At 69.6% G+C, this 24,554-nt stretch carries 27 protein-coding genes; 22 read left to right on the top strand and 5 right to left on the bottom strand.

What is annotated here, in order from left to right:
* The first annotated feature begins 6 nt into the window (after nt 1-6).
* Both HWD99_RS10155 and HWD99_RS10150 read left to right on the top strand, forming a co-directional pair.
* Nucleotides 7-2,289, top strand: coding sequence for a beta-galactosidase (locus HWD99_RS10155; RefSeq protein WP_241796128.1), 2,283 nt, complete (start codon nt 7-9; stop codon nt 2,287-2,289).
* A 42-nt stretch (nt 2,290-2,331) separates the two neighbouring features.
* The gene (locus tag HWD99_RS10150; protein ID WP_241796127.1) at nt 2,332-3,147 is read left to right on the top strand and encodes a suppressor of fused domain protein; all 816 of its coding nucleotides are present in this window, start codon (nt 2,332-2,334) and stop codon (nt 3,145-3,147) included.
* A 68-nt stretch (nt 3,148-3,215) separates the two neighbouring features.
* Here HWD99_RS10150 and HWD99_RS10145 read toward each other — a convergent pair whose 3' ends face one another.
* Together HWD99_RS10145 and HWD99_RS10140 are read right to left on the bottom strand one after the other, a co-directional pair.
* On the bottom strand, nt 3,216-4,121 hold the full coding sequence (locus tag HWD99_RS10145; RefSeq protein ID WP_241796126.1) for an SDR family NAD(P)-dependent oxidoreductase: 906 nt from the start codon (nt 4,119-4,121) through the stop codon (nt 3,216-3,218).
* Nucleotides 4,122-4,158: 37 nt separating this feature from the next.
* On the bottom strand, nt 4,159-4,731 hold the full coding sequence (locus tag HWD99_RS10140; protein ID WP_241796125.1) for an isochorismatase family protein: 573 nt from the start codon (nt 4,729-4,731) through the stop codon (nt 4,159-4,161).
* A 213-nt stretch (nt 4,732-4,944) separates the two neighbouring features.
* On the opposite strand from HWD99_RS10140, the gene HWD99_RS10135 reads away from it, so the two are divergent.
* From HWD99_RS10135 to HWD99_RS10100, 8 genes are all read left to right on the top strand, one after another.
* Nucleotides 4,945-5,469, top strand: a complete 525-nt coding sequence (locus HWD99_RS10135; RefSeq protein WP_241796124.1) for an Asp23/Gls24 family envelope stress response protein — start codon at nt 4,945-4,947, stop codon at nt 5,467-5,469.
* On the top strand, nt 5,466-5,654 hold the full coding sequence (locus HWD99_RS10130) for a DUF2273 domain-containing protein (RefSeq protein WP_194762314.1): 189 nt from the start codon (nt 5,466-5,468) through the stop codon (nt 5,652-5,654). The genes HWD99_RS10135 and HWD99_RS10130 overlap by 4 nt, the downstream gene beginning before the upstream one ends.
* Nucleotides 5,654-6,049, top strand: coding sequence for a hypothetical protein (locus HWD99_RS10125; RefSeq protein ID WP_241796123.1), 396 nt, complete (start codon nt 5,654-5,656; stop codon nt 6,047-6,049). Before HWD99_RS10130 ends, HWD99_RS10125 begins: the two co-directional genes overlap by 1 nt.
* Entirely contained in the window at nt 6,046-6,630 is a 585-nt protein-coding gene (locus HWD99_RS10120; protein WP_241796122.1) for a DUF6286 domain-containing protein, read from the top strand. The genes HWD99_RS10125 and HWD99_RS10120 overlap by 4 nt, the downstream gene beginning before the upstream one ends.
* Nucleotides 6,627-7,241: a hypothetical protein gene (locus HWD99_RS10115; protein ID WP_241796121.1), complete on the top strand. Its 615-nt coding sequence runs from the start codon at nt 6,627-6,629 to the stop codon at nt 7,239-7,241. Before HWD99_RS10120 ends, HWD99_RS10115 begins: the two co-directional genes overlap by 4 nt.
* A 50-nt stretch (nt 7,242-7,291) precedes the next feature.
* The gene (locus tag HWD99_RS10110; RefSeq protein ID WP_241796120.1) at nt 7,292-7,504 is read left to right on the top strand and encodes a hypothetical protein; all 213 of its coding nucleotides are present in this window, start codon (nt 7,292-7,294) and stop codon (nt 7,502-7,504) included.
* A 100-nt stretch (nt 7,505-7,604) separates the two neighbouring features.
* The gene (locus HWD99_RS10105) at nt 7,605-7,778 is read left to right on the top strand and encodes a CsbD family protein (RefSeq protein ID WP_053098095.1); all 174 of its coding nucleotides are present in this window, start codon (nt 7,605-7,607) and stop codon (nt 7,776-7,778) included.
* An 87-nt stretch (nt 7,779-7,865) separates the two neighbouring features.
* On the top strand, nt 7,866-8,741 hold the full coding sequence (locus HWD99_RS10100; RefSeq protein ID WP_241796119.1) for a hypothetical protein: 876 nt from the start codon (nt 7,866-7,868) through the stop codon (nt 8,739-8,741).
* Here HWD99_RS10100 and HWD99_RS10095 read toward each other — a convergent pair.
* Genes HWD99_RS10095 through otnK form a run of 3 tightly spaced genes read right to left on the bottom strand, consistent with a single transcriptional unit; the run spans nt 8,738 to nt 11,432 of the window.
* Nucleotides 8,738-9,532 carry a DeoR/GlpR family DNA-binding transcription regulator gene (locus tag HWD99_RS10095; RefSeq protein WP_241796118.1) on the bottom strand — a complete coding sequence of 265 codons (795 nt, stop codon included), beginning with the start codon at nt 9,530-9,532 and terminating at the stop codon, nt 8,738-8,740. The genes HWD99_RS10100 and HWD99_RS10095 overlap by 4 nt on opposite strands.
* A gap of 12 nt (nt 9,533-9,544) precedes the next feature.
* Complete coding sequence (locus HWD99_RS10090) at nt 9,545-10,201, bottom strand: class II aldolase/adducin family protein (RefSeq protein ID WP_241796117.1); 657 nt, start codon at nt 10,199-10,201, stop codon at nt 9,545-9,547.
* Nucleotides 10,185-11,432, bottom strand: coding sequence for a 3-oxo-tetronate kinase (otnK, locus tag HWD99_RS10085; protein WP_241796116.1), 1,248 nt, complete (start codon nt 11,430-11,432; stop codon nt 10,185-10,187). Before otnK ends, HWD99_RS10090 begins: the two co-directional genes overlap by 17 nt.
* 164 nt (nt 11,433-11,596) lie before the next feature.
* Here otnK and HWD99_RS10080 point away from each other — a divergent pair, with 164 nt between their 5' ends.
* The 12 genes from HWD99_RS10080 to HWD99_RS10025 all read left to right on the top strand — a co-directional run bounded on the left by HWD99_RS10080 (nt 11,597) and on the right by HWD99_RS10025 (nt 24,549).
* Nucleotides 11,597-12,895 (top strand): homoserine dehydrogenase, encoded by a 1,299-nt coding sequence (locus HWD99_RS10080; protein ID WP_241796115.1) that lies wholly within the window; start codon nt 11,597-11,599, stop codon nt 12,893-12,895.
* Nucleotides 12,892-13,905, top strand: coding sequence for an amidohydrolase (locus HWD99_RS10075; RefSeq protein WP_241796114.1), 1,014 nt, complete (start codon nt 12,892-12,894; stop codon nt 13,903-13,905). Before HWD99_RS10080 ends, HWD99_RS10075 begins: the two co-directional genes overlap by 4 nt.
* On the top strand, nt 13,905-15,200 hold the full coding sequence (locus HWD99_RS10070) for an MFS transporter (protein ID WP_241796113.1): 1,296 nt from the start codon (nt 13,905-13,907) through the stop codon (nt 15,198-15,200). The genes HWD99_RS10075 and HWD99_RS10070 overlap by 1 nt, the downstream gene beginning before the upstream one ends.
* A complete protein-coding gene (locus tag HWD99_RS10065) occupies nt 15,193-16,125 on the top strand; it encodes an amidohydrolase (RefSeq protein ID WP_241796112.1) in 933 nt (310 codons plus the stop codon). The genes HWD99_RS10070 and HWD99_RS10065 overlap by 8 nt, the downstream gene beginning before the upstream one ends.
* A gap of 21 nt (nt 16,126-16,146) precedes the next feature.
* A complete protein-coding gene (locus tag HWD99_RS10060; RefSeq protein WP_241796111.1) occupies nt 16,147-17,454 on the top strand; it encodes an MFS transporter in 1,308 nt (435 codons plus the stop codon).
* Nucleotides 17,455-17,728: 274 nt separating this feature from the next.
* On the top strand, nt 17,729-18,856 hold the full coding sequence (gene solA / locus HWD99_RS10055) for an N-methyl-L-tryptophan oxidase (RefSeq protein WP_241796110.1): 1,128 nt from the start codon (nt 17,729-17,731) through the stop codon (nt 18,854-18,856).
* A 13-nt stretch (nt 18,857-18,869) separates the two neighbouring features.
* Nucleotides 18,870-19,820: an ABC transporter permease gene (locus HWD99_RS10050; protein ID WP_241796109.1), complete on the top strand. Its 951-nt coding sequence runs from the start codon at nt 18,870-18,872 to the stop codon at nt 19,818-19,820.
* The gene (locus HWD99_RS10045) at nt 19,817-20,782 is read left to right on the top strand and encodes an ABC transporter permease (RefSeq protein WP_241796108.1); all 966 of its coding nucleotides are present in this window, start codon (nt 19,817-19,819) and stop codon (nt 20,780-20,782) included. Before HWD99_RS10050 ends, HWD99_RS10045 begins: the two co-directional genes overlap by 4 nt.
* Nucleotides 20,779-22,353, top strand: a complete 1,575-nt coding sequence (locus HWD99_RS10040; RefSeq protein WP_241796107.1) for an ABC transporter substrate-binding protein — start codon at nt 20,779-20,781, stop codon at nt 22,351-22,353. Before HWD99_RS10045 ends, HWD99_RS10040 begins: the two co-directional genes overlap by 4 nt.
* A 106-nt stretch (nt 22,354-22,459) precedes the next feature.
* Nucleotides 22,460-23,329: an ABC transporter ATP-binding protein gene (locus HWD99_RS10035; protein ID WP_241796106.1), complete on the top strand. Its 870-nt coding sequence runs from the start codon at nt 22,460-22,462 to the stop codon at nt 23,327-23,329.
* Nucleotides 23,326-24,099 (top strand): ATP-binding cassette domain-containing protein, encoded by a 774-nt coding sequence (locus HWD99_RS10030; RefSeq protein WP_241796105.1) that lies wholly within the window; start codon nt 23,326-23,328, stop codon nt 24,097-24,099. The genes HWD99_RS10035 and HWD99_RS10030 overlap by 4 nt, the downstream gene beginning before the upstream one ends.
* A 24-nt stretch (nt 24,100-24,123) precedes the next feature.
* Nucleotides 24,124-24,549: a cupin domain-containing protein gene (locus HWD99_RS10025; RefSeq protein WP_241796104.1), complete on the top strand. Its 426-nt coding sequence runs from the start codon at nt 24,124-24,126 to the stop codon at nt 24,547-24,549.
* The last annotated feature ends 5 nt before the right edge of the window (nt 24,550-24,554 follow it).

Genomic DNA, 24,554 nt, shown 5'->3' with positions numbered 1-24,554 from the left:
AGAACCATGCCCGCGACGTCGACCCTGCGGACGATCACGCTCACGGATGACCGCCCGCCGCTGATCGAACCGGTCATGAGCAACAGCGACGACGCCCACGAGCGCCTGCGGGTCACCAGCCGCTGGATCGAGGTGGACGGCACTCCGACCGTCCCCGTCACCGGAGAGCTGCACTTCAGCCGGGTCCCGCGTCGGCGCTGGGAGGAGGAACTGCGGCTTCTCGTCGCATCCGGCCTGACCTCGGTCTCGACGTACGTGTTCTGGATCCACCACGAGCGCGAACGGGGACGCGTGCGCTTCGACGGCGACCTCGACGTCGCGGCGTTCCTCGAGACGGCGGAGCGGGTGGGGATCGATGTGATCCTGCGCATCGGGCCGTGGTGCCACGGCGAGGCGCGTCACGGCGGCCACCCGGACTGGGTGGTCGCGGCGCTGGGCGACCGCGCGCGGACGAACGACGCGGAGTACCTCGACCTCGTGCGCGAGTGGTACCGCCGCATCGCCGACGAGGTGCGACGGTTCTGCGGGCCGGATCGGCCGATCGTGGGCATCCAGCTCGAGAACGAACTGCACGACCAGCCCGACCACATCGCCACCCTGAAGTTCCTCGCGCAGGAGGCCGGTCTCTCGGCGCCGCTGTGGACCGCGACCGCCTGGGGCGGTGCCGTGCTCCCGGCACACGAGGTCTTCCCGCTCTACAGCGGGTACGCCGACGGCTTCTGGGCCGGGCAGGGCTCGACCTGGGACGACAGCTTCCGCGATCACTTCCGGTTCACGCACGTCTGGGACGACCCGGGAGTAGGCGGCGACTTCCGCGACGAGGGCGCGGAGATCGTGATCCGGCCGATCGATCCGGAGTTCCCGCCGTCGACCTGCGAGCTGGGCGGCGGCATGGCGACGGCGTATCACCGGCGTCCGATCGCACGCGGTCGGGACATCGCCGCCCTCGCGAACGTGAAGATCGGCAACGGCTCGGCGTGGCAGGGCTTCTACATGTACGCGGGAGGCGTGAACCCGGAGGACGGGCTGCAGGAGAGCCTCGCGACGGGATACCCCAACGACCTCCCGCGCTTCGACTACGACTTCCAGGCCGCCGTCGGCGCGACGGGGCGGCCGGGTCCGAGCCTGGGCGTGCTCCGCGATCACAATGCCTTCCTCGCGGCCTTCGGTCCGTTCCTCGCCGACACCTTCAGCTCGCTTCCCGACGGCGCACCCGTCGATGTGCACGACCTCGACTCGCTGCGCTGGGCCGTGCGCAGCGACGGGGCCCGCGGATTCCTCTTCCTGAACACGCATCAGCCGCACGAACCGCTCCCCGGATCGACCGGGGTGCAGTTCCGCATCCCGCTCGCCGACGGCGACCTCCTCGTCCCCGACCGTCCGATCGACATCCCGAGCGGCGTGATCGCCCGCTGGCCGCTGCGGATCGACGTCGCCGGAGTCCGTCTCGAATGGGCCACCGCATCTGCCTCCGGCATCGCGACGGGCTCGGGCGATGAGCCGCCGACGCTCGTGCTGCGCGCTCACGACGGCATCCCCGCGCGGGTGCAGCTCGGCGCGGGTTCGCGTGTGCTGCTGCGGGGTCAGGAGCGGAATGCCGATGCGCCGCTCGATCTGAGCCCCGGCGACGTGATCGTCGTCGACGACGCCCTGCGCATCCTCGTCGTGGACGACGAGGGGGCCGAGCGGCTCTGGTACCTCGGCGGCGACCTGATCGACTCGACCGATGCCGTCTGGCGCGAATCCGGCAGGGTGGTCGTGCGCGCGGAGCGCGAACCGTCGCCCCTCGTCTGGCGCGGCGGGGAGTTCGTGCCGCTGGCCACGCGCACCGACGCGGAACCCGGATCGACGACCCCTCTCGTGGCCGAGCTGCGTCCCGCCGGAGAGCCGCCCGCCCGGTACGGGGAGTCGATGGGACGATCTGCGGCTCCCGACAGCGCGCAGTTCGACGAGGTGGCGGGCGTCTGGCGGATCACCCCGATCCCCCGGGCGGAGCGGAAGGCCGGCGACCTCGTCGAGCTCGTGATCGACTGGGAGGGCGATGTCGCGCAGCTCCGGGCGGACGGCGTCGTCATCAACGATCGGTTCTGGGACGGATCGACCTGGCGCATCGATGTCACGGAACTCCCCGTCGACGCCGATCTCACCCTGCACATCGCGCCGATCGCCGCCCACAGCGTGATCGACCTCGACGCGGCGGTTCGGGCGCGGGTCGAGACCGAGGGATGGCTGGGGTCGGTGACCCGTGTCGACGTCGTCGTCTCCTCGCGCTGGGTCGCCGAGTGCTGAGAGCGGTTGTCCTGGCCGTCGACACCCTGTGAGACTGGGCCGATGACCGACGGCCTCGAGTTCCCCCGCCACGTCTTCGATGCGCTCGGCGCCGACCCGATCGCGTGGGAGGACCGCATCGGCGGGGCGATCCGCGTGGTCGAGAAGCGCCCGGCCGGCGGCCCGATCACGGTGATGACCTCAGGGGTGTCGCTGATGCCGACGGATTCGGGCGAGCGCGTCGAGTTGGCCGTCGAGGTGCTCGACGGCCAGCAGGGCGCGGCGCGGGTCGCGCTCGGGATCGTGTGCGACGACGTGGCCGAGAACCGCCGGGTTCCGCCGGTCGGCAGGCCCTGGCGCAACGCCGAGCCGTTCCTCACCGGCACCCGGATCTCGGCGATCATGGTCACTCCGTCACGCTGGGGAGCGTCGTTCGACGAGGTGCGCTCCGACGACGGCACGGTGATCGGCCACGTGCGCACGCTCCGCCTGCTCACGGATGCCGAGGCCGGTTTCGCGTCGGCGCAGGGCTGGGAGGCGCTGGTCGCCGCTGCCGGCTCCGCGGATGCTCTGCTCGACGTCACCCGCGACGACACCGTCGCGTCTCCGGGGCTCGCAGGCAACGCGCCGGTCTTCCTGTCGAAGCTGCACGCCGAGCATCCGCCGCGGTGGGTCACCTTCACGGGCAGCGACCTGCGGTCGGTGACGGGGCTCGAGTCGGACGCCTACATGAACGATGCGGCGAATCACGAGGTGTGGTCGGTCGACTCGTTCGTCGCCCGGTTCCCGTGGGTCGCGGGGTTCGTGCGCGAGGCCAGGGCCGGACAGACAGGGCGCTTCACCGACGCCTCGGGCGCCTACGTCATCGAGGCGGACTGAACCCGTGATCACCGCGTGCTGAGCCATGAACCCCGCGCGCTGAGGACCGTGGTCCCCTGACGTCGGACTCAGACCGCGAAGCGCACGCCGGTCAGCTCTTCGGCCACGCTCCACAGATCGGCGCCGACCGCCGCCGATCGCACCTGCTCGCTCGCGCGCACCCGCGTCGGCGCCCCACGGAACTCGAGCAGCCCGCCCGGCCCCCAGTAGTCGCCGCCGGTGGCATCGGCGGCGACCGCCGCATGCACGATCGGCGCGGCCCCGGCATCCTTGCCCTGCACGAGCGGCCGGCTGAGCGAGGCGAGCGCGCGCGCCACGGCCGAGACGGGCGCGAGGCCCTCGCGAGGCGGGGTGAGCGGGTCGACCGCATAGCCCGGATGTGCGCACAGAGCCGAGCGCGCCGACCCCTTCCATCGGCGAGTGAGCTCGAAGGTGAGAGCCATGAGCGCAGCCTTCGACCGGCCGTACTGACGCAGTGAGGCTCCGGTCCAGGGCTGGGCGAGCGTCGCGGGGTCGATCTCCGCGAAGCGGTGCGCGAGCGAGCCGACCGCCACGACGCGCGCATCGTCGGCGAGCGCCGGTGCGAGCTGCGCGAGGAGGGCGAAGTGGCCCAGGGCGTTCGTGCCGACCATCAGATCGAGGCCGTCGGCCGTGCGGACACCGCGATCGGCCGCCTTGACGCCGGCGTTGCAGATGACCGCATCCAGCCTCTCGTCCAGCGCCGCGGCGGCAGACGCGATGCTCCCGAGCGACCCGAGATCCAGAGGCAGGATGCCGAGATCCGCGCCGGGCACCTGCGTGCGGATCGACGACACCGCGATCTCCGCGCGCTCAGCCGACCGGCATCCGAGCAGCACCCTGGCGCCGTGTGCCGCGAGGATCTCGGCGCACCAGTAGCCGATGCCCGCGTTCGCCCCGGTGACGAGGATCGTGCGACCGTCGAGACGGGGGAGCGAAGCGGGGGAGGAGGACATGTCCTCCAACCTAGGCGCTGGACCGCGGTGCTCGGCCTCAGGCCGAGACGCCCACCCGGTCGGCCGTGCGGATCACGGTCGCGAAGCCGCGAGCCGCGAGGATGCTCTCGGTGCGGCGCATGATGTCCTCACCCGAGACCGCGGAGAGCTCTCCGGTCGCCTCGATCGCCGAGGTCGTCGTGGCGTCGGTCACGAACTCGACCTCGAACCCGAGATCGCTCGCCATGCGGGCCGTCGTCTCGCAGCACTGCTCGGTGCGGATGCCGCAGATGACGACCTTCGTCACATCGAGCTCGCGCAGACGATGTTCCAGGTCGGTCGACGTGAAGGCGTTCACGGTGGTCTTGGTCACGGCGATCTCGTCGTCGTGCGGCTCGAGCTCGGCGAACACCCGCACGAACCCGAGCGTGGGGTCGAACACGCCGCCGCTGCCGGGCTCGGAATGCGTGACCCACGCGACCGGGTCGCCGACCAGGCGCGCGTGGTCGACCAGGCTCGCGACGCGGGCGATGACGGCGGGGTTCGCGGTGGCGGCCCATTCGTCGGGTCGCTGACGGAACGACTCCTGCGCATCGATGACGAGGAGGGCGGTGGCGGAAGCACTGTTCATCCGTTCATCCTCGCGTCGATCGGGGCAGGGCGACAGGTCTCGGGCAGTCAGGATGCGCACGTTCTCCGCCATCTCGGCACCCGTCAGAAAAAAGTTCCGACGAATGTGTGACGAATCCCCACCCCCGTGCGTCCTATCTGTGAGCGACCCACAACGCTCCCGGTGAGGCCACCAGGTCTCGCAGCCGGCAATACGTGAGACGAAGGACTTGTCATGGCAACTCAGGATCAGAACACCGCCGCCACTCCCGCCGAGAAGGAGCTGGCCCCGACGCCCGCCGCGCCCAAGGCGCAGGGCTCCCCCTCCCGCGTGGACCGCTCGTCGTCGTTCTCGTCGTCGCGGATCCCCGCCGACGCGGATGCCGCGGGCAAGACGGTCATCGCCGACGGCGTGGTCGCCAAGGTCGCCGGCATCGCCGCCCGTGAGGTCGCCGGTGTCTTCGCGCTCGGTGGTGGCGGAGCACGCGCCTTCGGTGCGATCCGCGACGTGATCAACGCGACCGACCTGGCGCAGGGCGTCAAGGTCGAGGTCGGCGAGACCCAGGCCGCGGCCGACATCACGATCGTCGTCGAGTACCCGGCGCCGATCCAGGAGGTCGCGAACAACGTGCGCGCCGCCGTCGCCGGAGCCATCACCCGACTGGTCGGCCTCGAGGTCGTCGAGGTCAACGTCGAGGTCAACGACGTGCACGTGCCCGGTGACGACACCGCTGAGAACGAGGAGTCGCGAGTCTCATGACACCGACCACGACCGGCGCGCTGATCGGCGCGCTCCTTGCCCTCGCGGCACTGATGTTCGGATTCTGGGGTTTCCTCCTCATGGCTCTGTTCGCCGGTGTCGGCGCGATCATCGGACGCATCATGTCCGGCAAGATCGACGTCCGCGGTCTCGCGGACGCCTTCACAGGGCGGCGCACCTCCTGATGCGAGTCGACCAGCACATCGCCACCGGTGGCGGCCCCGCGGGGGTCGCCACCGGACAGGCCACCGTCCCGGGTCGCGTCGACGTCAAGGAGCGCGTGTACCGCACGGTCACCGAGCAGGCGTCCGCGACCCTGATCGGTGTGCCGCGCGGTGACGTGAAGGTCGATGTCGCCGAACACCCCGGCGGGATCGCCGTCCGTATCGCGACCCCGCTGCCCGTTCCCGATCTCGACGACACCGTCGCGATCTCCCAGAGCGTTCCCGTCCTCGAACGAGCCCGACAGCTGCAGGAGCAGCTGCAGCAGGATCTCTCGGGCGTCCTCGGACGCGACGTCACACGGATCACCCTCACCATCACCGGTGCCACCATTCCCGAAAGGAGACGAGTGCGATGACCACCCCGGTACTGCGTCGCGTCGTGCGTCGCGAGACGCATTCACCGCGCACCGTCGCGATGTTCGTCGCGGTCGTCCTCCTCATCCTCGCCCTCGCCTACATCGGGCTGGAGATCGTGCTGAGCCTCGCGGCGCAGCCGGCACTCCTGCTCGGACCCGCGGCGGCCGGCGGATGGTTGGTGGGGCTTCCCACCGCACAGCCCGCGGGCCTCGTGATCGCAGGCAGCGTCGTGCTGGCTCTGATCGGCCTGGTCTTCATCGTGCTGGCCATCACCCCCGGCCGACTCTCGAAGCACACCCTCGAGGCCGGTGATCGGGCTGTCGTCGTCGACAACGGCGTGATCGCGAGCGCGCTCGCCCAGCACCTCTCCGAGGAGACGGGGCTCGCCCGCGAGAACATCACCGTGGGGGTCGGCCACCGCAGCGTCGACGTCACGGTGCGCCCCGGCGCCGGCATCCCGCTCGACCGCGGTGCGGTGCAGTCCGCCGCCGAGGCGCAGCTGCAGAACTACCGACTGGGCAGGAGCGTGCGCACCCGCGTGCGCGTCGAGCGCCCCACCGAGACGGAGGACGAGCTGTGAACAACACCAATCGTGCGCTGAACCGCACGCTGCTGCTCATCATCGGACTGCTGTTCCTCGCCCTCGGAGCGCTCGGCATCGCCATCATGAGCTGGCCGACGGCCGCCGACATCTGGAAGTCGGCGGGCGACGGAGCCCGCTCGTGGCTCGACCAGGCGATCGCCTCGACGGCGATCGCGGGCGGTGCCCTCTCGTGGATCGGCATCGGCGCCGTGGCGGCGATCGTCGTCGTGATCGTGCTGCTCGTCGTGGCCCTCATCAGCATCGCCGGCCGCCGCTCCAAGACGGTGTTCCGTTCGACGGGAGCGCAGAACCCGCTCGGACGCGTCACGGTCACCGAGTCGTTCGTGTCGGATGCCGTGAAGAACTCGCTGGCCACCCGCGACGAGATCCTCTCGGCGCAGGTCACCGCGAACGACATCCGTCGCCAGCCCGTGCTGCACGTGGCCGTCACGCCGCGCCAGAACACCGACCCGCGTGAGCTCGTCGACCATGTCGACCGGCTCCTCACGAACCTCGCCACGCTCACCGGCCGCGAGACCGAGACCTTCGTCTCGATCCACACCGGACTGCGAGCACGGCTCGCCCACGATCAGCGTCGGCTGTCCTGACCGCTCCGCCGGTCGGGTCACCCAGGAATCAGGAAGCAGGAATCAGCATCATGCGAAACAAGATCCTCCTCATCGGCGCCATCGCCTTCGTCGCCTACATCCTGGGCAGCCGGTCGGCGACCGTGCAGGTGAACAAGGGCGAGTCGGTCCGGCATCAGCTCGTGCGGATGTGGAACGACCCGAAGGCCAAGAAGGAACGGCAGAAGAAGGCCGAGAAGGCGGCCAAGGCCGCGAAGAAGGCACTCGACAAGGTGCGTGGCTGACACGCACTCACAGACTTATCGTCGGTCGCGCAGAGCAACGGCGATAAGACGGCGGGAATCCTCCCGCCGTCAACGATCACCCTCACGAAAGGAGCTCCTCATGGGACTCGACGACAAGATCAAGAACGCCGCTCAGGACATCGCCGGCAAGGCGAAGGAAGCGATCGGCAACGCGACCGACAACGACAAGCTCGCTGCAGAAGGCAAGGCCGACCAGGTCAAGGCCGATGCCAAGAAGGCCGGCGAGAACGTCAAGGACGCGTTCAAGAAGTAAGACCCCCGGCACGGGCGGGTGGGGCGGTGTCACGCCCCACCCGCCCGTTGTCGTGTATGCCGACCCCGACATGAGACGATGCCTCAGATGGACGCTGCTGCCGAGAGAGAACTGCGCGAGCTTCGGGCTCGCGCCTATGGGCGCGATGCCGACATCGCCATGGATGCCGCGGCTGTCCGGCGACTGCACGAGCTCGAGTCGGCACGGAGCGCGGCGGTGTCGTCACCCGCACGTGAATCGTCAGCGGCATCGGAGTCGGCACCCGCGCGGGCAGCGAGGGCGGCACCCGGACAGACGCGCGGGTCGGCTGTCGTCGCCGGCTCCGTGCCCGCGACGACCGACGACGCCGACGTCCTGCGGGCGATCGAGCGGGCCGTGAACGACGAGGCGGACCCGACGGATGCCGAGGCCGAAGCCGCCGCTGCGCGTCGCACGGAGCAGGCCGCGCGACGCCGCGCCACCTGGTGGGCGGCGTCCGTCGTGGGAGCGGCGGCTGTGGCTGCGGTCGTCACATTCACCCTCTCGTCGACCCCGGCCGTGTCGGCGTCGTCGGGAGCGCCGCAGGTCGAGACGCTGCGTCTGACGGACGCGTCGGACCGCATCCCGGAAGGCTGGTTCGGAGCCGACGACGACACGCTCGGCGCCGACTTCTTCGGGTTCACGGTGTTCAGCTACCCCGGATGGACCGAGCCCCGCGACCCGGATGACGAGCGCGATCGCTGCATCGCCGTCGTCAAGACCGCCGAGATCCCTCCGGTCGACGGCTTCGACCAGAACGACTGGACCTATGGCGGAGATTTCTACTCCGGATGCGGGATCGGCGTCTTCCCGGCGACCGTGCAGGTGCCCGTCGGCAGCGGCACCCCCGAGGAGCTGACCGCCCGCTACCCCTCGGCCGAGGCGCTGCAGTTCGTGCTCGACGGCGACCGCGTCGGGGTGTTCCTCGACAGCGGGCTCGGCTAGGTCCGCACGACCGAGACGCCGAGCTCCTCGATGCCCGCGGCGGTGGCGTCGCTGAGGCCGGCATCCGTCACGATCATGTCGAGATCGGTGAGGTCGAGCACGCGGTAGCGGCCGAACGTGCCGTACTTCGAGCTGCCGGCGACGAGAACCGTCTCGCTCGCGCTCTCGAGAGCGGCCGTCTTGGGCGCGATCTTCGATTCCGTCGGTGTCGTGACGCCGCGGCGGAGATCCCATGACGACGACGAGAGGAAGGCGATGTCGATCGACAGCTCGTGCAGGGTGAGGGCGGCGAGTCGGCCGGTCGTCGACTGGTTCGCCTTCTCGACGCGGCCGCCGATCGCGATGATGTCGGCCGTGGGGTGGTCGAGGAACGCGGCGATGATCGCGAGGTCGTTCGTCACGACGGTCAGATCGCGGATGCTCTCGAGGTGCGGACGCATCGCCTGGATCGTCGTTCCCGCGTCGAGGTAGATGGTCATCGACTCGGTGACGAGGGAGGCCGCGTGGCGGGCCATCCCGTCTTTCTCGGCGACGTCCTGACGGGCCTTCTCGAACCGCGAGGGCTCCGTGACCAGACGCGACGCGATCTTCGCGCCGCCCGGGGTCGCCAGCACGCGCCCCGCCTCTTCGAGCACCGAGATGTCGCGGCGGATCGTCATGTGGCTGACGCCCAGCAGGTCGGTCAGCTGGCGATAGCTCAGCACGCCCTCGCGACGCAGGTGCTTGACGATCAGCTCGCGGCGCTGCTCGGGGATGAGCGGCGTCGATGCGGCAGAGGCGGGCTTCGTCATGTCGTGGTCAGCCTAGCGAACGAGGGTGGCGCTCTCGGTCCAGGGAGTGCCCCAGCGGGCGGCCAGCGCGGCGACGTCCTCGGCGGGCAGCAGGCGTCGGGGCCGGCCATCGGTCAGCAGCGTGATGCGGCAGGCCTCTTCGAGCTCGATCGTGGCTTCGATCGCCGCATCCAGCGTCGGCGCGGAGACGATCTGACCGTGGTTGGCGAGCAGCGCGCCGTGGAAGGGATGTGGGAGCGCGAGCAGCTGAGCGGCGAGGTCCGGGTCGCCGGGCACGCGGAACGGCACGAGCGGGCTCTGGCCGACCCGCATGACGAAGTAGGGCGTCAGCGGGGGGATCGCGCTCGTGTCGGACCAGGGCTCGAGGCAGCTCGCCGCCACCGCGAACGGGGAGTGCAGGTGCACGACCGCCGTGTGGTCGGGGTTCTTGGCGTAGAAGGCCAGATGCAGCGCGAGCTCCTTCGAGGGCTTCGCGCCGCGCACGAACTCCCCGTCGCGGGTGACGACGGCGATGTCGCGCTCCGACAGGCGACCGAGGTCGGTCCCCGTGCCCGTCATGTAGACGAGGTCGTCGGCGAGCGTGCTCACGTTGCCGCTGCTGCCGGGACTGATCCCGGCGGCGGCGACGCGGGCGCCCGCGGCGATCAGGGCGTCAATCGGTGAGGTCATCGAGCGCCCTCCAGGCGGTGGTGAACATGTCCTCGGAACCGAAGTTCCCGGACTTGAGTGCGATGGTGAGCGGGCCGTGCAGGGAGTCGGCGGCACTCCAGCAGACGCCCGGCGCGATCCGCGGGCCGATGTGCAGCCGCTGGATGCCGAGGTGCTGCACGACCGCGCCCGAGGTCTCGCCGCCGGCGACGATCACCTGGGCGACCCCCAGGTCGTGCGCCGCGCGCGAGACGATCTCGGAGAGCACGGTCTCGATGCCGCCGGCGACGGTGTTGCCGTCGGATCCGCGGCGGATGTCGTCGAGCGACCCGACCGTGTACACGAGGGGGATCTCGGCGGCATCGAGCTGACCGAGCCACGAGAGGGTGTCGGAGATGACCCGCTCGGGGTCGTTCGCGACGGCCTCGATGTCGAGCTTGCGTGCGGGCAGGGTCGCGGCGGCATGGGCGATCTGCGCACGGGTCTTCGCCGAGGCGCTGCCGCACACGATCAGGCGTCGACCGGGCACGGCGTCGATCTGCGAGAGGGTGCCGGGGCGCGGGCCGGTCATGCCGAGGGCGAGACCGGCTCCGCCGCTCACGACGCGCCAGTCCGAGACCGCCGTCGCGATGGTCTCGAGATCGGCGTCGGTGATCGCGTCGACGACGGTGTAGCCGGCGGACTCGGCTGCGAGGGCGGTGCGGAGGGCGCTCGGCCCCTCCCAGACGGTCGGCGCGGAGACCTCGTGGATCTCACGGGTGGTCTGCGGGGCGAGGATGTCGCGCAACCGGGACTGTGTCATGGGGGTGAGCGGATGATGCCGCATGGGGGAGTGCTCGAGCAGCTCCTCGCCCACGAAGAGGTGGCCCCGGTAGACGGTGCGGCCGTTGTCGGGGAACGAGGGGACGACGATCGTGCGCTGCTCGCCGAGCTCGTCCAGCACGGCGTCGAGCACGGGGCCGATGTTGCCCTGGGGGGTGGAGTCGAAGGTCGAGCAGTACTTCACGTAGAACCGCTGCGAGCCGACTGCCTCGAGGGCCTGCACGGCGGCGACGCTCTGCGCGACGGCGTCTGCCACCGGGGCGGTGCGGGTCTTCAGCGCCACGACGACGGCATCCGCATCGCCCAGCTCCTGTGCGTCGAGAGGGGCGTCCTCGATCGACACCACCGCGCGGAAGCCTCGTTCGCGCAGCGCGATGGCGAGATCCGTCGCGCCGGTGAAGTCGTCTGCGACTGCGCCGATTTCGATCACGCGTCCTCCTCGGGATAGGTGACACCATTTGACCACGTGTGAATCCATGTGAACAAATTTGATAATTCTGTATGACTGTGGAAAAGTGATCGACGCCCACGGGAGAACCCGCTCCCCGGGCACCGCATGACCGCACGGAACGTCCCGTGCAGAGGGGACCACCGATGACCCGCGCTCCTATCCGCGTCGCTCTCACCGGCGCACGTGGAGGCTTCGGCCGCACCTTCCTCGCCCAGCTCCGATCGATCGACCGGATGACGGCGACGCAGCTCATCGACCCCGACGTCGACGGCGTGCGCACCCTCATCGCCGACCTCGGCGGGCTCCCCGACGCCGAGCCGATCCCCGGGCACGACGACGTCCGCTGGGACGAGATCGACGTGCTCGTCGAGGCGTCGGGACGCGTCGAGGCCGGCTACCGCTATGCCGCCGAGGCGATCAGCCGCGGCATCCCCGTGGTCATGGTGAGCAAGGAGATCGAGAGCGTCGCCGGCGTCTCGCTCGCGAAGGCCGCCCGCGAACGCGGCGTCGGCTACCTCCCCGGCGACGGCGACCAGCCCGCGAACCTGCTGCGTCTGCTCGACTGGGTCGAGAAGGTCGGCCTGCACGTCGTCGCGCTGGGCAAGTCCGGCGAGTACGACCTGGTCTACGACCCCGCCACCGGCATCCTCGACCAGCAGGGCGAGCGCATCGACGCGGCGGGCCTGAGCGACCACCTGGTCCTCGCGGACGACATCGCCGAGACCCTCGCCGCCCGCGCCGAGATCGTCGCTCCGCTCAAGCGCGCCGCCGCCGCGGACTCCTGCGAGATGGCCGTCGTCTCCCTCTATTCGGGCGCGACCGCCGACGTCGAGCGGATGCACTATCCCGTGGCGCGCCCCAGCGAGCTCGCCGACATCTACGCCCGCCGCTCCGACGGCGGCCTGATCGACACCGACCGTGCGGTCGACGTCTTCTCGGCGCTGCGCCTGCCCGGCGAGACGAGCTTCGCCGGAGGGGTCTTCACGATCGTCACCACCGGCGACGCCGAGGTCTGGGAGCTGCTCGCGGGCAAGGGGCACATCGTCTCGCGTTCGGGCGAGTACGCCTGCATCTACTGGCCGTACCACTTCATGGGCGTCGAGACCCCCCTCACGATCGACGCCGTGACCACGGGCCAGACCCCCTTCGCCGAGCCGCGCCACCACACCGTGCTCGCCGCCCGGGCCTCGGCCGCACTCGTCGCCGGCACGACCTTCGAGGTGCGAGGACACCACCACGAGATCGACGGCGTCCGCCCCGTGATCATCGACCGCGCCGACGCGCTCAGCGACACCGACGACGCGCTCGCCGCCGCGTACTACCTGCTCTCCGGCGCACGCCTCGTGCGTGACGTCGCCGAGGGCGAGCTCATCCGGATCTCCGACCTCGACGGCGTCGCGGACGACGTGCGCGCCGCGTTCGTGGAGGGTGTGCGGCTGTGAGCGTCGAGGCCGCTCGCCGCATCCGCCGATCGCGCCTGCCCGAGGGGTACGAGCTGCGGCTCGTCGACGCCCATCACCACTTCTGGGACCTCGCCGGCGACGGACACTGGCCGTGGATCCAGGACGAGTACAACGAGGACTTCTTCCTCGGCGACTACAACGCCATGCGCCGCACCTTCCTGCCCCGCGAGTATCGGGCGGCGACCGAGGGCTGGAACGTCATCGGCACCGTGCACTGCGAGGCCGAGCGCAGCCGCAGCGAGCAGGTGGCCGAGGACGACTTCCTCCAGGGTCTCAGCGACGCCACCGGCGGGCGGTTCCCGCTCGCCGCCGTCGCGCACGTCGGCTTCCTGCAGGCCGACCGCGATGAGGTGCTGGCCGCGCATGCGGCGCGGTCGATCGTGCGCGGCATCCGCTCGAAGCCCGTGATCGCCGCCCGCGCCGGCGAGAGCGCGACCGGGGCGGGCACGCTCCACGACCCGGAATGGGTCGAGGGGATCGCCGCCCTCGCGGCGCACGGATTCTCGTGGGACCTGCGCGTGCCGTTCTACCACCTGGCCGAGGCGGCCGACGTGCTCGCGGACTTCCCCGACCTCCCCGTGGTCGTGAACCACTGCGGGCTGCCGCTCGACCGCTCCGACGAGGGGCTGCGTCTGTGGCGCGACGGCATGGAGCGCCTGGCCGCCCTGCCGCAGACCGTCGTCAAGGTCTCGGAACTGGGCCTGCACCCCAACCGCTGGGATCGCGTCTCGAACGAGACGGTCGTCCGCGACACCCTCGCGATCTTCGGTGCCGACCGCGCCCTGTTCGCCTCGAACCTGCCCGTCGCCACGCTCACGGCCGCCGACTTCGACGAGGTGATGGACACGATCCTCGCCGGGGCGGCCGACCTCGACGCCGCCGGGCTCGACGCGCTGTTCCACGGCACCGCCGCGCGCGTCTACCGGCTCGACCTCTCCTCCCTCCCGACCGATCCCCCATCCGCAGAGACCCATTCCGAGGACCACTGATGACCACCGTCGACCAGGGCACCGCCGCCCGCACCGCACGCCCCACGAAGATCCGCTGGTGGGTCATCGTCGTGCTCTTCGTCTTCTACACGATCAACTGCATCGACCGCGCGTCGCTCTCGGTGGCGCTGCCCACGATCAGCGCCGAGTTCCTCCTCGAGCCTGCCGTGCAGGGGCTCATCCTCTCCGCCTTCTTCTGGACCTACTGCCTGTTCCAGATCCCCGGCGGCGCCGCAGCCGACCGGTTCGGGCCGCGCCGCGTCATCGGCATCGCCGCCGTGATCTGGGGGTCGTTCACGGCTCTCGCCGGTCTCGCGGTGAATGCGGTCATGCTGGTGCTGAGCCGGCTCGGACTCGGGGCCTTCGAGGCGCCCTACATGCCCTCGGCCAACAAGCTCGTCACCCGCTGGCTGCCCGCGAAGCACCGCTCGACCGGCGTGACGCTCATCGACTCCGGAGCACCGCTCGGATCGGCGTTCGGCGCACTCGTCGTCACGGGTCTCATCACCGCGACGGGATCGTGGCGCTGGTCGTTCGTCATCATCGGTCTGGCGACGGTCGTGATCGGCATCGGCGTCGCCCTGTTCATCCGCAACCACCCGTCGGAGCATCCGCTCGTCAACCGCGCCGAAGAGGAGCTCATCCGCTCGGGCGGCGCCGAAGAGCGTGCGCAGGAGGACCCGCCGGGCATGAGCCGTGCGACGGTCTTCTGGATGGTCGTCGGACGCATCGGCTGGGCCATGGTCTTCTGGGGCCTGGTCACCTGGGGCCCGACCTACCTCTCCCAGGCGCGCGGGCTCGACCTCGCCGCGATGGGCTTCGCGACGTTCCTCATCTTCCTCTGCGGTGCCGTGGGCGAGATCCTCAGCGGCATCCTGGCCGACACCCTGCAGAAGCGCATGTCGCCCAACCGCGCCTTCAAGCTGCTCTTCGGCGGCTCGGGTGCGCTGAGCCTGATGGCGCTCGTGGCGCTGCCGTTCGTGAACGACGCCACGACGGCCGTGACGCTGCTCTGCATCGGCGTCTTCTTCAACCTGTTCGGCGGTCTGTACTGGACGATCCCGGGGCGTCTGGCCAAGCCCGAGCGCGTGGGCGTCGTCGGCGGCGTCATGAACTTCGCCGGCACCTCGGCGGGCATCGTCGTGCCGATCGTCGCGGGTCTGCTCGTGCAGTTCACCGGCGGCTACACCGCGGTGCTCATCTACCTCGCCGTCTGCGCCGCGATCTACCTGATCGGCTCGCTGTCGATCGACTTCGAGGGGCGCGGCGTGCGCAAGGCGGTCGCACATGCCTGAGCTCTACGACGGGCCGATCATCGACTCCCACCACCACGTGTGGGATCTCGATCTCGGGCGTCACCCCTGGCTCGCTCCCGGTGCGCGGGTCGCGCACCGCTACGGCGACTACGAGCCCATCAAACGCGACTACCTGCCCGCCGACTACCTGCGCGACATCGCGGGCACCGGCGTCATCGCCTCGGTGTACATGGAGGCGGAGTGGGTGCCGGGCGAGGGCCTCGACGAGGTGCGCGCGGTCGAGAGGTATCGCGAGGAGTCGGGCGTGCCGGGGTCGATGGTCGCGCAGGCGTGGCTGGATGCTCCGGATGCCGCTGATCGGCTCGCCGAACTCGCCGCGGTGCCGACCGTGAAGAGCGTGCGCCACAAGCCGGGTGGGGCGGCATCGCCCGCCGAGGCCGCGGCGGGCGTGCGATCGCTGCTGAGCGACGACGCCTGGCGCGACGGCTATGCGCGCCTCGCCGGGCACGGCCTGCACTTCGACCTGCAGACCCCGTGGTGGAACCTCGACGAGGCTCGTCGCCTCGCCGACGACGTCCCCGAGACCACCCTGGTGATCGACCACGCGGGAGTCCTCGCGGACCGCGACGACGAGACCGTGGCCGCATGGCGCGCCGCCCTCGAGCGGATCGCCGAGGCGCCGAACGTCGTGATCAAGGCCTCAGGGCTCTGCGTCGCCGGAACGCCCTGGACCGTGCAGGCGAACCGCGGCCCGATCGAGACCCTCGTGCACGTGTTCGGTGCGGAGCGGGTGATGTTCGGCAGCAACTTCCCCGTCGACGGCATGTTCATCGACTATCCGGGTCTCGTCGACGGGTACCGGGAGATCCTCTCGACCTTCGACGCCGACGCCCAGCGAGCGGTCTTCCATGACACCGCCCAGCGCGTGTACGCGCCCCGCCCCCTTCCCGACCCCTCCTCCTGACACAAGACCAAGGACCCCCCCATGACCGTCAACGACGACAAGCTCTTCCGGAAGGTGATGCTGCGCGTGCTCCCGCTCGCGATGCTCGGCTTCTTCCTCTCCTACCTCGACCGCGTGAACATCGGCTACGCGCAGGCGACCATGAGCGCCGACCTCGGCTTCTCGAACGTGGTCTACGGCCTCGGCGCCGGCCTGTTCTTCATCGGATATTTCATCTTCGAGATCCCCTCGAACCTCATCCTCGCCAAGGTCGGCGCCCGCCGCTGGATCGCGCGCATCATGATCACCTGGGGTCTCATCTCGGGGCTCATGTTCATCGTCGACAGCGAGTGGATGTTCTACCTGCTGCGCTTCCTCCTGGGTGTCGCCGAGGCCGGCTTCATCCCCGGCATCCTCTTCTACATGGCGCACTGGTTCCCGGCCAGCCGACGTGGTCGCGCCTGGGGCATCTTCTACATCGCCCTCGCGTCGTCCGGCCTGATCGGAGGCCCGGTCTCCGGCTTCATCCTCAGCGGCATGGACGGCGTCTGGGGCCACGCGGGCTGGCAGTGGCTGTTCGTCATCGAGGCGATCCCGACCGTGGTGCTCGGCATCGTCATCCTGTTCTGCCTGCAGGAGGACTACCGCACCGTCACCTGGCTCACCGAACCCGAGCGCGATCGCCTCGGCGCCCTGCTCGCCGCCGAGCGCGTCGACGAAGCCGAGACCCCGCTGCGCAAGGTCTTCACGAGCAAGCTGATCTGGCTGCTCACCGCCGTGTACTTCTCGTACAACTTCGCCCTCTACGGGATCAGTTTCTGGCTGCCCACGCTCATCGGCGACCTCGGCATCACCGACACCGTGCAGATCGGGTTCCTCAGCGCGCTGCCGAGCCTCGCGGCGATCGTGTCGATGGTGACCTTCGGCTTCCTCTCGGACCGGGCGGGGGAGCGCCGCCGGTTCATCGCCGCGGCCTTCCTGCTCAGCGCCACCGGCTTCGCGATCTGCATCATCGCGGGCACCGATCCGGTCTGGGGCATCATCGGACTCTGCCTCGCGAACGCCGGAGCACTGTCGATCCCCGCGATCTTCTGGAGCTTCCAGACCTCGATGCTCGCCGGCACCGCGCTCGCCGGAGGCATCGCACTCATCAACTCGACCGGAAACCTCGCCGGCTTCGCCGCCCCGTACCTGATCGGCTTCGTGAAGGACACCACCGGCGTCGCGACGATCGCGCTCTACATCACCGGCGGCATCATGATCGTCGGCGCGATCCTCACCATGACCGTGCGGCAGCACCGCGCGATCTCGACGGCGAAGGACCTTCCCTCGGAGCTCGTCTCGAAGTAGTCCCCCGCTGCATCGTCCCCGAACTCGTCGACGGGACACGAGACCGGCGAAGCCCCCGCACGCGACAGCGTGCGGGGGCTTCGTCGTGCGATCGGAAACGCGGGGGAAACCTCGTCCACTTCTTCGTGACACATTGCCGTTCTGCGCGTATCGAACGCACATTCCTGCGCGCACAACATGGGACATCGGCCCATAGTCGCGGCCGTGCGGCGAGCCGCACACTGAACGACAACAGGTCGGTGGGCTGCACCGGTCGCGTCAGAGACGGAGCATCATGGAGTCGTTCGAGGTCGCAGTCGTCGGGATGGGAGCGCTCGGCAGCGCAGCCACCTACCACCTGGCCCGTCGCGGAGCGAAGGTGGTCGCGCTCGAGCAGTACGAGCTCGGGCACGTACGAGGCGCCTCGCACGACACGTCGCGCATCGTGCGCACCTCCTACGGCTCCAGCGCCTACGTGCGTCTCGCCCAGTCCGCGTACCGCGACTGGGCCGACCTCGAGCAGGAATCCGGAGAGCGTCTGCTGACCATCACGGGCGGCGTGATCCTGCTGCCGACCGACGGTCCGTACTCGGCGTCGGATTTCACCGCCGCGCTCACCGAGTGCGGGGTCGAGCACGAGCTGCTCTCGCCCGACGAGGTGCATTCGCGCTGGCCGCAGTTCCGGGTGCCCGAGAACGTCGAGACCGTCTACACCGCCGACACCGGGATCGCCCATGCCTCGCGCACCGTCGCCACGCTGCAGATGCGCGCCCGCGTGCACGGGGCCGACATCCGCGACCGCACACCGGTCGAGAGCCTCACCCCGGACGGCGACGGGGTGATCGTGCACACCGCGAACGGCGACATCCGCGCCGGAAAGGTGATCCTCGCGACGGATGCCTGGACCAACAGCCTGCTCGACCCGCTGGGTGCGACGATCCCTCTCGACATCATGCAGGAGCAGGTGAGCTACTTCCGCCCTGCCGAACCGGAGGACTACGACCGCGCGGTGTTCCCGGTCTGGATCTGGGAGGACCACGAGTGCTACTACGGATTCCCCACCTACGGCGAGCCGACGATCAAAGCGGCACGCGACGTGTCGGAGAACCGGATGACTCCGCAGGCCCGGTCGTTCGTCCCCGCCCCGGAACTCATCGAGCAGCTCACCCGGTTCATGCACGGCGTCATCCCGGGAGCAGGCCCGGAGCTGCGGACCGTCACCTGTCAGTACGCGCTCACCAAGGATCGCCGTTTCGTGCTCAGCGCACTGCCCCAGCATCCCGACATCATCGTGGGCCTCGCTGCGGGGCACGGCTTCAAGTTCACCCCCGCACTCGGCCGCGTCCTCGCCGAGCTCGCCCTCGACGGGGAGTCGACCGACGATCTGAGCGAGTTCGCGGCCGCCGACTCCATGCTCGTCTGATCGGGAGGCGACGGTGACCCGATACATCCTCCAGCGAGTGCTCTCGTCGCTGTTCGTGCTCTTCGTCCTGTCGATCCTGGTGTTCTCGATGGTGCGGATCATCCCCGGCGACCCGCTGGCGGCGTTCGCGGACCCCGCGAACCCCGATCCCGCGAAGCTCGCGGCGCTGCGCACCGAGCTGGGCCTCGATCAGCCGTGGATCACGCAGTACTTCGTCTGGCTGCTCGGCGTGGTGCAGGGTGATTTCGGCCGAGCCATCACGGTGCCCGGTGAGGTGTCGGACCTCATCGCGACACGACTGCCGCTCAGTCTCACCCTCGCCGTGATGGCGACGCTCTTCGGCACCGCCCTCGGCATCCCGGCGGGAGTGCTCGCGGCGACCCGCTGGCGTCGCGCCCCCGACAACGTCGTGCGAGGCATGTCGTTCGTGCTGCTGGCGACACCGCCGTTCGTCCTCGGAACGGTGCTGATCCTCGTCAACTCGCTGACGCTGCGACTGCCGCTCGTCGGATACTCGGGGGCGGCCGGCGACCCGCTGCGCGCGATCGGGGTGCTCATCCTGCCCGCTCTGCTCATCGGGATCGTGCTCGCCGCGATCATCGCCCGGTACACGCGCGGCACCCTGCTCGACACCCTCGGCCAGGACTTCGTGCGCACGGCTCGGGCGAAGGGCGCCTCGCCCCGCCGACTGGTCGGGCGTCATGCCCTGCGCAACGCACTCATCCCGGTGATGACCGTGATCGGCATCGAACTCGCGGCGCTGGTGGGAGGAACCGTCGTCATCGAGGCCGTCTTCTCGCTGCCCGGCATGGGCTCCCTGCTGCTCACCGGCATCCGTTCATCCGACTATCCGATCATCCAGGCCACCGTGCTGCTGATCGGCGTCGTCTACGTCGTCATCAACTTCGTCGTCGACCTGCTCTATCCGCTGATCGATCCCCGAGTGAGGGTGCACACGCGATGACCGTCACAAGAGAACTCGCCCTCGCCAAGGTCACCGGCAGTCGTCCGGCCCGTCGTCGACTCGGTCCCGCGTTCTGGAGCGGAGCGAGCATCCTCGGCATCATCCTGATCGTCGCCGGGTGGATGTCGCTCTGGCCGCCGTACGATCCGTTCGTGGCGTCGGGACCGGCCTTCGCACCCCCGAGCCTCGAGCACCTGCTCGGCACCGACAACCTGGGGCGCGACACGTTCACCCGGCTCGCACTCGCCGCGAGGACGAGCCTGATCATCTCGGGTGCGGCGGCTCTGCTCGGCGCGGTGATCGGCACGTTCTTCGGGCTGGTCGCCGGCTACGTCGGTGGATGGGTCGACTCGGTCATCATGCGCGTGGTCGATGCGATCCTCGCGCTGCCGGCGATCCTCGTCGCCCTCGTCGTCGGCGTCGTGATCGGCAACGGGCCATGGCCTCTGATCCTCGCCCTCGGGCTCGTGTTCGCTCCGGGTTTCGCTCGGGTGATGCGAGCTCCGGTGATCGCCCTCCGAGAGCGCGACTTCGTGCTCGCTGCGACGCTCAGCGGAGTCCGTCCGACCCGAGTGATCATCGAGCATCTGCTGCCCAACGTGCTGACGCCGCTGTTCGTGCAGTTCGCCTCGGTCGCATCGCAGGTCGTGCTGATCGAGGCCGCGCTGAGCTACCTCGGACAGGGCGTCCAGGCTCCCGAGCCGTCGGCAGGCCGAATGATCAGCGAGTTCACGCGCTTCATGCAGATGCAGCCTCTGCTGATCATCCTGCCGTCGCTGGTGATCATCCTCCTGTCCGCGGCCTGGAACCTGCTCGCCGACGGCATGCAGGACTACCTCGCCCCACGCCGCGAACCCGCCTTCTCACTGGGGCGGCGTGCGCAGCGCCGCGGCGGTGAGCCGACTCCCGACCGCACCACGACATCCACGCAGCACACCCGAACGGAGAAGAGGCCCTCATGAACAGACGACACTGGGCAGGGGCGGCGGCGCTCGCCGTCGTGACCCTGGCGATCGCCGGATGCACATCCGGCGGCGGCGCCGGCACCGGAGAGCAGGATGCGGGGGAGCCCGTCGCGGGCGGAACCCTCACCTGGGGTGTGCCCGCCGAGCCCTCGGCCGGAGGCATCGATCCGATGGTCGCCTCGGCCATCGCCGCGGAGGTGATCGACTCGATCGCTTACGACACGCTGCTCACCCGCGACGACGACGGCACCGTCGAACCGGCGCTCGCGACCGAGTGGGATCAGCCGGACGAGCTCACCTGGGTGTTCCAGCTCCGCGATGACGTGACGTTCTCGGACGGGAGCCCCTTCGACGCGGGCGATGTGGTGTACTCCTTCGAGACTCGGGCCGACGGCGGTTCGAATGCCACCTACCTCAGCAGCATGGAGAGCGTGGAGGCCACCGGGGACCACGAGGTGACGTTCCGCTTCAGCCAGCCGGACGGCACGTTCCTCGATGCCGTCTCGGCACGCCAGACCTTCTTCATCGTCAGCGAGGAGGGCTACGGCACCGCCACGGAAGAGGAACGCCAGACCACGACGGCCGGCACCGGTGCCTACCAGGTCACCGAGTGGAACCAGGGCGTCTCGATCACGATGGAGAAGAACGAGGACTACTGGGGCGACGAGCCCTCCCTCGACAAGATCGTCTTCGAGCTGTACCCCGACGAGAACACCCTGCTCGCCGCGGTGCAGCAGGGCAGCGTGCAGGCAGCGTCGTTCATCGACGGGAGCCTCGCCCAGCAGGCGGCGAGCTCGGGCTTCACGCTCGGTGACGCCGCGTTCCGTCAGAACCTCGCGATCTACATCAACCCCGAGGAGGGACCGCTCGCAGACGTGAACGTGCGCCGGGCGTTCTCGCTCGCCCTCGACCGGCAGGCGCTCGTCGACACCGCGATGCTCGGCAATGCCGGCGTCTCCTTCGTGCCGCCGGCCGGTGATCCGGGCGCTCCCGACACCGCGGATCTGCCGTACTACACGCGTGATCTCGATGAGGCGAAGCGTCTGCTGGAGGAAGCCGGTGAGCCGAGTCCGGAGATCACGCTCAGCTATATGGGCGACGTCGCTGCGGCTCACCACCCCGTCTACGAGATGATGCAGCAGCAGCTGGCCGAGGCGGGGATCACTCTGAACCTCAAGGCGACGCCGCTCGCCGAGATCTCGCCGATCTTCACGACCGGCGAATCGTGGACCGACCTGGTCGCCATCCCCGGCAGCCCCCGCGCCTCGGCCGTGTTCTACCTGGAGCCGGTGCTGCTCGAGGGCGGCGTGTACAACCACTGGGACGGCAACCCCGACGCCGAGAAGGCCCGCACCCTGCTCCAGCAGGCGAAGGCGGCGACCTCACCGGAGGAGTACGCCGACCTCGTGGATCAGCTCGCCACGGAGACCGCCGAACAGGTCCTCGAGGTCGTGCCGGCCGCAGTTCCGGTCTACTTCGAGGTCTGGGACGCGAACAAGCTGCACGGCTACGAGAACGACGCGTTCTACTCGCGCTCCGCTCTCGACCGGGCCTGGCTCTCGCAGTGACGTCCCGCCCGGGCGCCTTCCGGTGGAGCATGCTCTCGCCGGAGGCGTCCGGGCCGCCACTCCTCGTATTCCTCCTCACCCCCGACAGAAGAAAGTCGAGTCGCGAATGATCGATGCCACAGACGCACTCCGCGTCGAAGACCTCAGCATCGCCTACGGCACAGCGCCGCCCTCGGTGTCGGGGGTCTCGCTACGGGTCCGCAAGGGCGAGATCGTCGGAGTGATCGGCGAATCGGGCAGCGGCAAGTCGAGCATCGCGCTGGCGATGATGGGGCTCCTGCCCGACTCCGCGCGAGTCGCCGCGTCGACGATGGAGATCGCAGGGTCCGACATGAAGGGCGCGACCGAGCTCGACTGGGGTCAGGTGCGCGGCCTGAAGGCATCCATGGTCTTCCAGGAGCCGATGTCGGCTCTCAACCCCTGCATGCGCATCGGCCCTCAGATCGCCGAAGTGCTGCAGATCCACGGCAAGGCGGACAAGAAGCAGGCGCGGGCACGGGCCCTCGAGATCCTGCGCCTCGTGCAGATGCCGGATGCCGAGAAGCGACTCGACTACTACCCCCATCAACTGTCGGGTGGGCAGCGGCAGCGCGTCGTCATCGCCATCGCCGTCGCCGCAGGCCCTGATCTGCTGGTCGCGGACGAGCCCACGACGGCGCTCGATGTGACGGTACAGGCCCAGATCCTCGATCTGATCAGGAGCCTTCGAGACGAGACCGGGATGGGGGTGCTGTTCATCAGTCACGACCTCGGCGTCATCGGCCAGCTCTGCGAGCGCGTCGCCGTCATGTACCGGGGGAGGGTCGTCGAGACCGGCACCGCCCGTCGAGTGCTCGAGGATCCACAGCATCCGTACACGAAGGCCCTGCTCGAGAGCATCCCGCGACCGTCCGTCCCCGTGCGCTCGCCGCTCGCCGTGATCCCTGCGGTGAACGACTTCGCCGAGGTGCCGGCCGTGCTGGAGGAGGCATCATGACCGACGAGGTGCTGCAGGTGAGGAACGTGACCCAGCGGTTCGGTCACGGCGACAACGCCATGACCGCGCTCGACGACGTGAGTCTCACCGTGCCCCGCGGCGAGACCCTCGGCCTGGTCGGCGAATCCGGCTCGGGGAAGAGCACGCTCGCCCGGGCGATCCTGCTCATGCGCAAGCCCACCCACGGCACCATCGGATTCGACGGTGCCGACGTCACCGACCTGCGAGGCGGTGCCCTGCGTCGTCACCGCCGCCGGATCCAGATGGTCTTCCAGGATCCGAACGACTCTCTCGATCCGCGCTTCACCGTCGCCAGATCGATCTCGGAACCCCTCGTCGCCGCGGGCCTCGGCCAGAAGGAGCGCCGTCGACGGATCGCGGACTCGCTCGATCGCGTCGGTCTGCCCATGGACTCCGCCGGACGCTACCCGCATGAGTTCTCGGGCGGGCAGCGCCAGCGCATCGCGATAGCGCGGGCCATGGCCGCGGAACCGGAGTTCGTGGTGCTCGACGAGCCGACCTCGGCGCTGGACGTCTCGGTGCAGGCGCAGGTGCTCAACCTGCTCGTCCAGCTGCAGAAGGACACCGGCGTCACCTACCTCTTCATCACCCACAACCTGTCGGTCGTGCATCACATCGCCCATAGGGTCGCGGTGATGCATCAGGGCAAGGTCGTCGAGGAGGGGACCGGCGAGCAGGTCATGAACGCGCCGGAGCATCCCTACACGCGGAAGCTGCTCGAATCCATGCCGGTGCTGTACCGCTCCTGACCGGGGGCGAGAAAGGGCGGGACGATGCGCGTGCAGAGACGGGGCGACAATGCCCACGACTGGGAGCTCTATCACGGTGACGGGCGCATCGGCATCGAGTGGTACTTCCGCCAGACGACATCGCTGCCCGCATCGGTGATGCTGTACCGCCTCGAGCCCGGCGCGGAGGAGGGCCAGCATCACCATCTCGACGACGATCCGGACAGCTGCTCGCCGAACAGCTCGGATGAGATGTACATCGTCACACGCGGTGAGATCGTGGTCATGGCCGGTGATGACCGTCGCGTGCTGGGCGTCGGCGATGCGTTCTACGCACCGGAGGGTATGCGGCACGGCGTGCGCAACGAGTCGGATACCGTCGCAGAACTCGTCCTGGTCTTCGGTCCGCGGGGGCCGCATCCGTTCCCCCAGACGGGCGTCGAGGAGTTCGACGCAGAGGCGGAGCGGTAGCGCCG

It is taken from the genome of Microbacterium sp. C5A9, from assembly GCF_022627955.1.
Classification (GTDB): Bacteria; Actinomycetota; Actinomycetes; order Actinomycetales; family Microbacteriaceae; genus Microbacterium.
Note: the sequence above shows the minus strand (reverse complement) of the source record. Positions and strands in the feature narration are given on the sequence as shown.

Coding starts and splice junctions, on each gene's coding strand:
- HWD99_RS10040 (WP_241796107.1), top strand. CDS start 20,779: ATGAACAGACGACACTGGGCAGGGGCGGCGGCGCTCGCCGTCGTGACC.
- HWD99_RS10065 (WP_241796112.1), top strand. CDS start 15,193: ATGCCTGAGCTCTACGACGGGCCGATCATCGACTCCCACCACCACGTG.
- HWD99_RS10025 (WP_241796104.1), top strand. CDS start 24,124: ATGCGCGTGCAGAGACGGGGCGACAATGCCCACGACTGGGAGCTCTAT.
- solA (WP_241796110.1), top strand. CDS start 17,729: ATGGAGTCGTTCGAGGTCGCAGTCGTCGGGATGGGAGCGCTCGGCAGC.
- HWD99_RS10140 (WP_241796125.1), bottom strand. CDS start 4,731: ATGAACAGTGCTTCCGCCACCGCCCTCCTCGTCATCGATGCGCAGGAG.
- HWD99_RS10060 (WP_241796111.1), top strand. CDS start 16,147: ATGACCGTCAACGACGACAAGCTCTTCCGGAAGGTGATGCTGCGCGTG.
- HWD99_RS10110 (WP_241796120.1), top strand. CDS start 7,292: ATGCGAAACAAGATCCTCCTCATCGGCGCCATCGCCTTCGTCGCCTAC.
- HWD99_RS10130 (WP_194762314.1), top strand. CDS start 5,466: ATGACACCGACCACGACCGGCGCGCTGATCGGCGCGCTCCTTGCCCTC.
- HWD99_RS10080 (WP_241796115.1), top strand. CDS start 11,597: ATGACCCGCGCTCCTATCCGCGTCGCTCTCACCGGCGCACGTGGAGGC.
- HWD99_RS10135 (WP_241796124.1), top strand. CDS start 4,945: ATGGCAACTCAGGATCAGAACACCGCCGCCACTCCCGCCGAGAAGGAG.
- HWD99_RS10030 (WP_241796105.1), top strand. CDS start 23,326: ATGACCGACGAGGTGCTGCAGGTGAGGAACGTGACCCAGCGGTTCGGT.
- HWD99_RS10035 (WP_241796106.1), top strand. CDS start 22,460: ATGATCGATGCCACAGACGCACTCCGCGTCGAAGACCTCAGCATCGCC.
- HWD99_RS10045 (WP_241796108.1), top strand. CDS start 19,817: ATGACCGTCACAAGAGAACTCGCCCTCGCCAAGGTCACCGGCAGTCGT.
- HWD99_RS10090 (WP_241796117.1), bottom strand. CDS start 10,201: ATGACCTCACCGATTGACGCCCTGATCGCCGCGGGCGCCCGCGTCGCC.
- HWD99_RS10070 (WP_241796113.1), top strand. CDS start 13,905: ATGACCACCGTCGACCAGGGCACCGCCGCCCGCACCGCACGCCCCACG.
- HWD99_RS10125 (WP_241796123.1), top strand. CDS start 5,654: ATGCGAGTCGACCAGCACATCGCCACCGGTGGCGGCCCCGCGGGGGTC.
- HWD99_RS10150 (WP_241796127.1), top strand. CDS start 2,332: ATGACCGACGGCCTCGAGTTCCCCCGCCACGTCTTCGATGCGCTCGGC.
- HWD99_RS10105 (WP_053098095.1), top strand. CDS start 7,605: ATGGGACTCGACGACAAGATCAAGAACGCCGCTCAGGACATCGCCGGC.
- HWD99_RS10100 (WP_241796119.1), top strand. CDS start 7,866: ATGGACGCTGCTGCCGAGAGAGAACTGCGCGAGCTTCGGGCTCGCGCC.
- HWD99_RS10145 (WP_241796126.1), bottom strand. CDS start 4,121: ATGTCCTCCTCCCCCGCTTCGCTCCCCCGTCTCGACGGTCGCACGATC.
- HWD99_RS10120 (WP_241796122.1), top strand. CDS start 6,046: ATGACCACCCCGGTACTGCGTCGCGTCGTGCGTCGCGAGACGCATTCA.
- HWD99_RS10095 (WP_241796118.1), bottom strand. CDS start 9,532: ATGACGAAGCCCGCCTCTGCCGCATCGACGCCGCTCATCCCCGAGCAG.
- HWD99_RS10155 (WP_241796128.1), top strand. CDS start 7: ATGCCCGCGACGTCGACCCTGCGGACGATCACGCTCACGGATGACCGC.